This is a genomic window from Candidatus Saccharimonadales bacterium, from assembly GCA_035317825.1.
In the GTDB taxonomy this organism is placed as follows: Bacteria; Patescibacteriota; Saccharimonadia; order Saccharimonadales; family Saccharimonadaceae; genus DATHGB01.
Genome location: DATHGB010000001.1, coordinates 1 through 7,895, shown reverse-complemented (window position 1 = coordinate 7,895; position 7,895 = coordinate 1). Strand labels below are relative to the sequence as shown.

General features: G+C 44.3%; 8 protein-coding genes. 4 read left to right on the top strand and 4 right to left on the bottom strand.

What is annotated here, in order from left to right:
* Window positions 1–399, top strand: a 399-nt coding sequence (locus VK497_00040) for a sugar transferase (protein ID HMI08774.1), incomplete at its 5' end; no start/stop codon positions are given.
* The gene (locus VK497_00035; protein ID HMI08773.1) at window positions 399–1,511 is read left to right on the top strand and encodes a glycosyltransferase; all 1,113 of its coding nucleotides are present in this window, start codon (window positions 399–401) and stop codon (window positions 1,509–1,511) included. The genes VK497_00040 and VK497_00035, both read left to right, overlap by 1 nt.
* A 7-nt stretch (window positions 1,512–1,518) precedes the next feature.
* Here VK497_00035 and VK497_00030 read toward each other — a convergent pair whose 3' ends face one another.
* On the bottom strand, window positions 1,519–2,382 hold the full coding sequence (locus tag VK497_00030; GenBank protein ID HMI08772.1) for a hypothetical protein: 864 nt from the start codon (window positions 2,380–2,382) through the stop codon (window positions 1,519–1,521).
* Window positions 2,383–2,637: 255 nt separating this feature from the next.
* Here VK497_00030 and VK497_00025 point away from each other — a divergent pair, with 255 nt between their 5' ends.
* Complete coding sequence (locus tag VK497_00025) at window positions 2,638–2,787, top strand: hypothetical protein (protein ID HMI08771.1); 150 nt, start codon at window positions 2,638–2,640, stop codon at window positions 2,785–2,787.
* 10 nt (window positions 2,788–2,797) lie between these two features.
* On the opposite strand, the gene VK497_00020 is transcribed toward VK497_00025, so the two are convergent.
* The gene (locus tag VK497_00020; protein ID HMI08770.1) at window positions 2,798–4,978 is read right to left on the bottom strand and encodes a S8 family peptidase; all 2,181 of its coding nucleotides are present in this window, start codon (window positions 4,976–4,978) and stop codon (window positions 2,798–2,800) included.
* Between the two features lie 74 nt (window positions 4,979–5,052).
* Window positions 5,053–6,174, bottom strand: a complete 1,122-nt coding sequence (locus VK497_00015; GenBank protein HMI08769.1) for an ATP-binding protein — start codon at window positions 6,172–6,174, stop codon at window positions 5,053–5,055.
* A 180-nt stretch (window positions 6,175–6,354) separates the two neighbouring features.
* Here VK497_00015 and VK497_00010 point away from each other — a divergent pair, with 180 nt between their 5' ends.
* Complete coding sequence (locus VK497_00010) at window positions 6,355–6,573, top strand: hypothetical protein (protein ID HMI08768.1); 219 nt, start codon at window positions 6,355–6,357, stop codon at window positions 6,571–6,573.
* A 227-nt stretch (window positions 6,574–6,800) separates the two neighbouring features.
* On the opposite strand, the gene glmS is transcribed toward VK497_00010, so the two are convergent.
* Window positions 6,801–7,895, bottom strand: a 1,095-nt coding sequence (glmS, locus tag VK497_00005; GenBank protein HMI08767.1) for a glutamine--fructose-6-phosphate transaminase (isomerizing), incomplete at its 5' end; no start/stop codon positions are given.

Below are 7,895 nucleotides of genomic sequence, written 5' to 3'. Positions count from 1 at the left end.
TTTAAAGAGATGGGCCGCGAAGATTTAGCACGCGAGTACGAAACCAATCACAAAGTCGAAAACGACCCCCGCATCACAAAGTTCGGCCATTTCCTCCGTGTTACTTCACTGGATGAACTTCCCCAAATATTTAATGTATTGAAGGGTGACCTGAGCCTAGTTGGACCTCGTCCAATTTTGCCGCAAGAAGTTAAGTTCTCAAAAGGCAGCACCGCACTTCTTCACAGCGTAAAATCTGGAGTAACTGGACTTTGGCAAGTATCAGGCCGTAGCAACTTATCATTTGAAGAACGTGTCGAACTAGAATTATTCTATGCTCAAAACTGGAGTTTCTGGCTAGATATCAAGATCTTATTTAAAACAATCGCTGTCGTTTTCGGTAAACGAGGAGCTAAATAGTGCCCGCACCAAAGGTTGCAATTGTCGCCGATTGGCTAACGAATATGGGAGGAGCTGAGCCGCTCATACTGGAACTTCACAAACTCTACCCGAATGCACCAATCTATACGTCTGTTTATAACAAAGAGGCAATGCCTGCTTTTAAAGATTGTGACGTTCGTACAACCTATCTACAAAAATGGCTTCCAGAGTTTATTCGTTACAAACATCAACTATGGCCAGTCCTTCGTGCCAAAGCATTTCGAAAACTCGATCTCAGCGAATACGACATTATTATCAGCTCGGCAAGTGCCGAAGCAAAGGCAATTAAAAAACGACCCGACGCCGTTCATATTTGTTACTGCCACACCCCGATCCGCTATTATTGGAGTCACTACGAGGAATTTAAAAAGGAATTCAACTTCGGCCCTCTTACATTTTTAATCCGTCCGTTCATTCCATTTTTCGTTAAACGCATGCGTAAACTCGATCTAGAATCCGTCAAAGGCGTGGACTATTTTATTGCCAATTCAACCATTACGCAGTCACGCATAAAACAATATTACAATCGCCCAAGCACTATCGTGTACCCTCCTGTTGATGTCGAGAGGTTCACTCCACCCGTCAGGTCCGAGCGCGCAGGATTTGTCGTATGGGGACGACACGTTCCCTATAAGCGATTTGATATTGCTATTGAAGCATGTAACCGACTTGGCGTGCCGCTTACCGTCATTGGCTCGGGTCCTGACACGGAACGCCTGAAAAAGCTTGCCGGACCTACAATTACCTTCACGGGACGAATTAGTGACGACGAGCTTAACGAAGTCGCCTGGCACAGTAAAGCCTTCCTATTCCCTAACGAAGAAGATTTTGGAATTTCAGCAGCCGAAAGTTTAGCCGCAGGAACACCCGTTATTGCCTACGCAAAAGGTGGAGCATTAGATATCGTACAAGACGGGGAGACGGGAATTCTATTCGAACACCAAACTGTAGACTCGCTTGTTGAAGCAATGAAACGCTTCGAGCAATATTCATTTTTGCCAGCAACCCTGCATCGAAAATCCAAACGATTTGCCAAGGGTTTGTTCGCTACAAAAATACAAAAAATAGTGAACGACAATTTGCCTCGATAGCCCGGGCTCAATCCTTTTCCTGTTGTAGTAGTGCGACATTTCCGTCCGACTCATTGAGTGGATCAGTCCAGATCTCGTGTTTTTCGTGCGTATCGGAGACAAGATCATCAATACAAGCTACCCGTATCATATCCAGGTCTGTCCATTCATTATTAACAAAATGACGCACACGCCTTACAAAACGCTTTGTAAGTCTAGGCGACTCACAAATAGCTAAGATACCTGGAAAGTCCACACCGGTATCATCCCACTCACCCGTTTCCTCGTAGTTGCTGTAAAGTCGCAGCCTGCGAGCATGAATCCCAAGTGAAATGTCGTCATCATAGTAATCAAGAAAGAAGTATCGCTTCTTCCCCTCGTCAGTTTCTAAAGTGATGAAGGCGTCTGGCAGCGGACGCGGAAAATAGTCATAATCTTCGCAGTTCAATCCTATTTTCGTCACCATCTTGAGCCTCTCTCCGTAACAAGCACGAAGATCTAAGTATATACGAAGCTGAGCACGAGAACGTTGCACGAAACGCTCAGAAGCCTCGGAGCGTCTGTATAGTTGCTTGATTTCACGCTCGCTAACATTTTTCATGTCATGACGCAGCTCATGCCGCGCCTGAGGCGTACAGTAATACTCGGCAGCCCGACCATGAATTTTATACTCCCCGTTATAGCGCTTAGCAACCATTCCTGTCGCAACCAGCTTCTCAAGTCGTGCCCAAATGCCACTGAGATAGGGCTGTTCGAAGTAGGCGGCTCCGTCTGCAGCCGTTACGAAACGAAACCGAAAGACAAGCTCGAGCAATTCACGCTGCTTGCTCGTCAGTCGTTTCGCTTCTTTTTCTTTCTTTTTTTCTTCTCCTTTTTCTTTTTTCCCTCTCACACTCTTTCTCTTCTTTTTCTCCCTTCTCTTATTATAAATAAGACAGGATTAATAATATTAAAATAACAGATATAATTATAAGTATAAACATGTATTACGTAAACTATAAAATTGATTATTAGATAGTTAACGTAATTTATATTAAGTTATAGATAAATACATATATAAGTAGAGTATGTATGTTCAAAAACTTGGGATTGGCCATACATTTAGGGTTCGATTCAACTCGTGCCTGCCAATTTTAACGTGTACCTTATGGATAGTAAGGAGCATGAGTTAGACACGCTTGCGGATGAGATCGGAGACGTCGAACTTTCGGATGCTTCGCGCATCGAAAAAGAAGGTGATTACTTTTTGAAAGTAGCTGCGGACGGAGAGTGGACGGCCGCTATTCAACAAGAGTAAGCCAAGTGATTTAGAGAATGTGAAGTTGTTGACCAATCTGTCCAGCAAGGATAGGGATTTGCACAACTGGCTGAAGAGTTTCAAGCTGGGTTCGATAGCGAGCAACCGTATCCTGATATAAGTTAGCATTCTTTGGAGCGGAAATTGTAATGACCATAGCATAGTTCAACGGTGGTGCATCCGGCTCAGCTCTACCCCCTGCAGAGCGCGCATTATAATGTAAATTAAAAACGGGTTCGTTTAAACCAGTGGCCTTCATGCGCCTAGACGCTGACAAAGTAGTTTCCCAAAAGTGTGCATTATAGTTTAGTTCATCTTCAAATAAGCTTATCTGGCTCTTCTGAAAAAATGATTGAGAATTTGCATACACTTGCTCTGGAGCCTTACGTTTATCACTATGGGGTCTGAAACGAATTTCCATCCCAGCCTTCGTGTAATTAGCGGGGTCTTCGGGATTGGTGTCGGTAAAATAACAGAGACTAGCATCAATGGTCACAAACCCATCGAGTTGGCTCGTTGGCATGGCGATCGGTACATTGATCCACTCTGCCGGACCAAGGGTTCCTTGGTAAACGATGCGGACACTCGTGCTCTCAGTGGCAACTATCTCAGTAAAATCTGTTGGAACTCTACCCCACCCAGCATGTTTCGTTTCATGTCTCTGATCTTTAGTAGCGGAGTGCACCAACAGAGCCTTCAAGGCAACAGGTGATAATACCTCTCCAAAGTGAGCCCTAATACCAAGAGCTGTTCGTAAGGCTGCCGGGGAAGCAAAACTGGTCCCCAGCTGAGGCGCGGTTATAGTACCATTATTCGAGTCAATCACATAAAAGGGTTCCGGGCTTGAGCCGCCAAATGCTAGAATTTCCGGCTTAATTACCCCCGGTGAACGCCCTGGACCATACGAACTATACTCAGCTCTTTCCCAATTCAAACCCCGCGCTGAATGATCCGCCGCTCCAACCCCAAGAGCATTGACGGCATCGCTCGGAGGCATAATTCTTGCATTACCAGACTCTTCATCCAAATGACCTTCATTGCCCGTAGCAACAGTCGCCAATATTCCCTTTTGGTGTAGCAATTTGTCTAAGATTACTGTCCACGGGCTAATTTGATTGTCGTCAATCGGGATACTAGGGCCAAGGCTAATGTTTATATAGCTGTAATTATTATTCTCAACAACTCGCCGAATTCTTTTAATAACGGTCAGCTCATCATCATCGGCCTCACCGTCTAAAACACGGTAGTGATCTACATAGCAATAAGGGGTTGCCGCTGCAACCCCTTGCACCAGTGGCCCAAATAAAACAGCGCCAGTTACAGCAGTTCCATGCCCCAATAAATCATCCTCGGGTAGGCCGACACCCTCCGCGTCAAATCGCCGTACCCAAGGTTCAATCGCCGTACCTTCTGGAATACCTCCATCAAATACAGCAACACGCATTCCGGGATCAATAGGTTTAGTAGAAGCAGGCGGCAACAATGCCTCAAAACTTAGACCTGGCACATTGCGAATTACGGGAATCATATGTGGCATTGGCCTGACAAAGCGTAAAAATGAAAACTGAGCTAAGGCCTGAACCTTGCTTACATCGGTCGTTAAGGGCAAAAAACAAATACCATCAAGCTGTAGCCTATCCTCTAAATCAACATTGATACCCAAAGTACCTAAATGTTCTTGAAACCCACTTAGCACAGCTTCGTGCATATCAATATCACCAAGATGTAAGACAACCTCTAGATCCACTTCATTTTGTAAATCATCAATTCCCCCAATTCGATCTATTTGACTAATAGATTGAACTCTTTCAATCTTCACTAGGTCTTTTGCGGCTGTTGACTCCGGGGGTAACTGCGAGATCTTATCGGCAATATCAATAAACGCTTGAGAGTTCCCCTCTACAAAGATTGTCGTAGATCTTACAGATTTAGGCTCTTCTTTTCTGGTCCATTTGTCTGGTTTTATTTTTGTTTCCTTACTTCCAATGGCCTTTAAGCCAAGCTCATTGAATAATGCATCCGGGTAGTAGGACTTAGCTGTATACGATGGGTGAAGAGTAACCGCTGCAACCGTCTTATCATTAGGCTTTGCGGAACTAGGTAAGTCGATCAACTCCTGCGTAGCTTGGCGAAGCTCAGGTGATAAACGCTCAACTGACTCCTCGAACGTATAGGGCGCTACCTTATTCATTCTAGAGGGAGGTGCCGCTATGGGGGACGTTAGCCTTTCGCCATAACCAAGTAAGAAGTTGTCAGGAAGCATGATTAATTAGCAACCTTTCTAATGGTGTCCCGACTAACCCCAAGCAAAGCACTTATTCGGCGTTGCGAATATTTAAAGGCTGTAAATACCCTTACCAATGACCGTTTCTCGTCTTTATTTAATTCATCGAGTCGCTTAAGGACTTCGGTCTCTATCAAGTCATCAAGCGTAATATTCTTAAGTACCGTATCTCTTTTTAATCTTAGTGCCACTTTTTCGATATCACTAAATGATTTACCGTGGAGAATTACGCTTAGAACTCCTACCATCTCCTCATTCTTATAATTACTATTCGATAAGTAAGATTCGAGAGTCTTTCGTATGATTTCTATACTTGGTAATGGAAACTCAATAATATTATCGAATCGTCTCCAGATAGCAGGGTCTAGCAGATTCGCATGGTTAGTAGCAGCAAGCATTAAATTATTTGAAGGCCAGTCGTCAACCTCTTGAAGCAGTACGGTTACAAGGCGCTTCAGCTCGCCCACTTCTCCTAGGTCGTCACGTTTCTTAGCAATAGCATCAATCTCGTCTAGTAAAATAATGCAATCAATACTTTTTGCATAATCTAGAACCATACGCAGATTTGCACCTGTTCTGCCCAAGTAGCTGCTCATTACCGCGGATAGATCTAATATAAAAAGTGGTTTATTTAACTTTAACGAAAGCCATTTAGCAGCCAGTGTCTTGCCTACTCCAGGAGCGCCAATAAATAATGCTGTTTTAGTGGGCTGTAAACCCGCTTTTTGTAGCTCTTGGATTCTACTTCTTTCATCTATGATCTGATCTAGACTATCACGCACATCTTTACCCCATATCGGTTCAACCTCTAATGAAGTCACCGGCTCATGTCTAAGTAGCTGAATTCTTGAATCAAGATCAACGGGCACTGCGCTAAATGAACTGCTGCGGGTTGGCGATGCCTGGCTTGGCATATCGCGCATTAATTCATTCAGTTGCTCTTTTATATCAGCCATGTCTTTTCGCTTTGCTAGCCGTCTAACGTACATTTGTATGTCTTGTCGTCTACCGACTAGAGCCAGCTTCGTCAGCTGGACTATTACATCATCTTTATTTTTCTCTAAGTCCACCTTTTTTTCTTTCATACTATCTATTGTATGCATAAGTGGACTATTTATCAATCGTTATATAAAAATAAGTCCACTCATAACACACTGTGTGCTATACTGAAATTATCCACCAGTAAATATGCGAGTGGAGGGTACCTTTTCTTAATTCAATCTCAAAGTTTTTGATCCGATCTGACGGCGTTGGTAATTAAACTGACGAGAAAGGAGAAAACAATGGCCAATCGAAAAGCGCCCGATACCCCAGGTATGGCAGGCTATCGTTCACGCAATCAAAGTGGGCCACTGCGGCAAAAACGTAGTGACACTTTAGTGAAGACCATCGAGAAGCAATACAACACGGACTTTAAAGTTCGTGACGATATGCAACTCGGCACCTTGCTCAAAAAGCATGGTGTTGCATCACTTAACGACCTAATGCGAAAGCAGAACTAGTTCAAGTGAGAGAAAAGGAGGACGACTCTCCACTCACATATTTACTCGTTAATCATAGCACAGCCACCAATGTATAATTTAATTGGAAGGTACGATATGACCTATTCATTTATCCCCGCCGCTTAGACGACAATCATGTAGCGAGTTGAGCCCTTTCTTATATCTGACTCATTGTGATCAGTTCTTGCCATATGCGGTTTCAGTTTGTATCCATCCTTTCTGCCAACTTATTCAACCGTGACACTCTTCGCAAGATTACGTGGTTGATCAACATCATTGCCCCGCGCAACCGCAACGTAGTATGCAAATAACTGCTGCAAGACATTCAACGCAATTGGTGCAAGGATATCCAATTTCGTCTTAACACGAACTACCGTCTCAGCATCAACTTCTTTATTGCTATTAGTAAGCGCAAGAACATGCCCTCCACGAGCATTTATTTCAGAGAGCCCACTAATAGATTTATCAAACAACCAGCCCTCCGCTAGAAGTACTACTTCAAAGAAGCGATCATCAATAAGGGCAATTGGGCCATGCTTTAATTCGCCCGTCGCATACCCTTCGGCCTGGATGTACGAAATTTCTTTTAACTTCAATGCGCCTTCAAGAGCAACTGGAAACAGCGTGTCCCGTCCCAGAAATAACGCATGTTCGTATTTTGCATATTTCTTTGCGACTTTAGAAATTTCTGTCTGATGTTTCTTGATCACCTTTTCGATCTCGTCTGGCAGAATTGCAAGTTCTTCTACGAATTCAGTCGTCCGCTGCGTGCTCACTCCCTTCGCCTGAGCCACCTGCACGCCAAACATCGTCATAGCCGCAACTTGCGACGTAAAGGCCTTGGTGCTCGCCACAGAGATCTCTGGACCTGCATGAACATATACACCGCCGTCTACTTCTCGGGCAATCGTCGAACCAACAGCATTAATAATGCCAAGTGTCGTCACACCACGACGTTTAATCTCGCGCAGGCAGGCAAGCGTATCGGCCGTTTCACCCGACTGGGAAACGATGAGCGCAACACTGTTTTTTGGCATGTGGAATGAGCGGTAACGAAATTCTGACGCTATGACAACATCGACAGTCAACCCATCGACAAGCTGTTCTAGATAATATGACGCCAGCAGCCCCGCATAATATGCCGTTCCACAGCCAATAATCGTCACATGTTCAATGTTACGTAACTGTTCAGTGGTTAAATTAAGACCCCCAAGTTGAATTCGTTTTTCATCTAAAATAACGCGGCCGTTTAGTGTAGAGCGTAGCGTCTGAGGCTGCTCGCTAATCTCTTTTAGTAGGAAGTGGTCGTACCCCTGTTTTTG

What these genes read in the sequence shown, in the direction of transcription:
- VK497_00025 (HMI08771.1), top strand. Translation starts at nt 2,638, where the DNA reads ATGGATAGTAAGGAGCATGAGTTAGACACGCTTGCGGATGAGATCGGA.
- VK497_00020 (HMI08770.1), bottom strand. Translation starts at nt 4,978, where the DNA reads ATGAATAAGGTAGCGCCCTATACGTTCGAGGAGTCAGTTGAGCGTTTA.
- VK497_00015 (HMI08769.1), bottom strand. Translation starts at nt 6,174, where the DNA reads ATGCATACAATAGATAGTATGAAAGAAAAAAAGGTGGACTTAGAGAAA.
- VK497_00010 (HMI08768.1), top strand. Translation starts at nt 6,355, where the DNA reads ATGGCCAATCGAAAAGCGCCCGATACCCCAGGTATGGCAGGCTATCGT.